Origin of the sequence: Streptomyces montanisoli, assembly GCF_017813245.1 — a bacterium.
Lineage (GTDB): Bacteria > Actinomycetota > Actinomycetes > Streptomycetales > Streptomycetaceae > Streptomyces > Streptomyces montanisoli.
In genome coordinates this window covers 1-1,659 of sequence record NZ_JAGIQL010000348.1, presented here as the reverse complement: position 1 = coordinate 1,659, position 1,659 = coordinate 1, and the positions used below count along the sequence as shown (strand labels likewise).

Sequence of the window (1,659 nt, the reverse complement as noted above, 5' to 3'; positions counted from 1 at the left end):
CCCCCCCCCCCCTCCCTTCTTTCCAGGCTGTAGTCCGCCTGCCAGCTTCATCGGTGTCTGGAGTCCAACCGTGTGCTCATCCGTTCTCGGCTCGTCCGCGGCCGCCGGGCTCGGCAGCGCGGCCAGCTCGTCGAGCAGTCCCGCGCCGATATCCCGCAGCGCCGGGTCAGCGGGACCCGGCGAGGCACCGGCCCGTTCGGGCGCCAGGTGGCCGCCCGCCGCGAGCCACCGCCGGCGCACGGCGTCGGCGTCACGGCCGTCCTCGGCCGCCTGCCGCAGCTCGTGGCCGACCAGGTCCTCGGGCTGCACCCAGGTCACACGCAGCGCGCTCACCGCACCCCCGCGAGCTCGGTGAACGCCGCCTCGTGGGCGCGGCGCCGCTCCGTGTCCCTGGCGAACACCTCCCGTGTCACGGCGGCGAGTTCGGCGGCGGGGCCGTGCAGGTCGAGCCTGCTCGCCCGGGCCACCTCGTCGGCCCACGCGGCGGGCACGGCGCCACTGCCACCGAGCGCGCCCGCGATCGACCCGCTCATCGTGGCGATCGAGTCGCAGTCACGGCCGTAGTTGACGGAGCCGAGCACCGTGCGCTCGAAGTCACCGCCGCCGATCATGAGCATCGCGAGCGCGACCGGCAGCTCCTCGATGCTGTGCAGCCGCGACGGGCGCCGTGCGCCGAGCGACGGCTCACGGTAGCGGGGGCCCACCGTGTCGAACGGGGCGACCGCCTCGCGCAGCGGGACCAGCGCCTCCTCCCAGTCGCCGAACGCGCCCGCACGCTCGCACACCGCCTCGATCGCCGCGCGCGTGCCGTCCTTCGCGAGCCGCAGCGCCTCCTCGACGACGCTCGAAGGGGTGGCGCCCGGCGCGAACGCGGCGGCCACGGCGGCGGCGAAGACGCCCGCAGCCTCCCGCCCGTACGACGACTGGTGCGGCGCGGCCACCTCGAGCGCCTCCGCGTAGGCGGCGGCCGGGTTTCCCGCGTTGACGACGCCGACGGGCGCCATGTACATCGCGGCGCCGCAGTTGACGATGTTCCCGACGCCGGCCTCGCGCGGGTCGACGTGGCCGTAGTGCAGGCGCGCCACGATCCACTTCTCGGCCAGGAAGATGCGCTGCAGCGGCAGCGCCTCGGCCTCCAGCTCCGGGATCCAGCGGGGGTTGCCGATCAGGTCGGGCACCAGGTGGTCGGCGACGCTGTACGCGTCGAGGTGGTCGCGGACCTTCGCGTACACGCGCACCAGCGCCTGCGTCATCAGGGTGTCGTCGGTGACGTGCCCGTCACCCTTGTGGTACGGCGCGATCGGCCGGGCCGTGCGCCAGGCGTCGCCGTGGAACGGGCCGACGATGCCGCGCACCCGGCCGCCGTGGCGCTCCGCGATCTGCTCCGGCGTCCAGCCCTCCACCGGGCCGCCGAGCGCGTCGCCGACCGCGGCGCCGACCAGGCAGCCGGTCACGCGGTCCTCAAGGTTCGCTTTCATGGGTTCGAAGGTCCTTCCGTGGCGGTGAACGCGGTTTCTGCGGCGGTGAGTCGAGCGGCGAGACGCACGAGGTCCACCCCGGCCAGGCGCGGCAGCGCGCAGCCCGCGAGGGTGGAGCACGCGTCACGCCACGACGCGGGCAGCGCGCCCGCGCCGCCCACGGCGCCCGCCAGCGCGCCGC

The 1,659-nt window shown here is 75.6% G+C and carries 1 protein-coding gene and 2 pseudogenes; all 3 read right to left on the bottom strand.

Features of this window, described 5'->3' with window-relative positions:
- Positions 1-333, bottom strand: a pseudogene (locus JFN87_RS33075) (ADP-ribosylglycohydrolase family protein); the annotation flags it as partial.
- Positions 330-1,478, bottom strand: a complete 1,149-nt coding sequence (locus JFN87_RS33070; protein ID WP_209346199.1) for an ADP-ribosylglycohydrolase family protein — start codon at positions 1,476-1,478, stop codon at positions 330-332. The gene JFN87_RS33070 and the pseudogene JFN87_RS33075, both read right to left, overlap by 4 nt.
- Positions 1,475-1,659, bottom strand: a pseudogene (locus JFN87_RS33065) (ADP-ribosylglycohydrolase family protein); the annotation flags it as partial. The pseudogene JFN87_RS33065 and the gene JFN87_RS33070, both read right to left, overlap by 4 nt.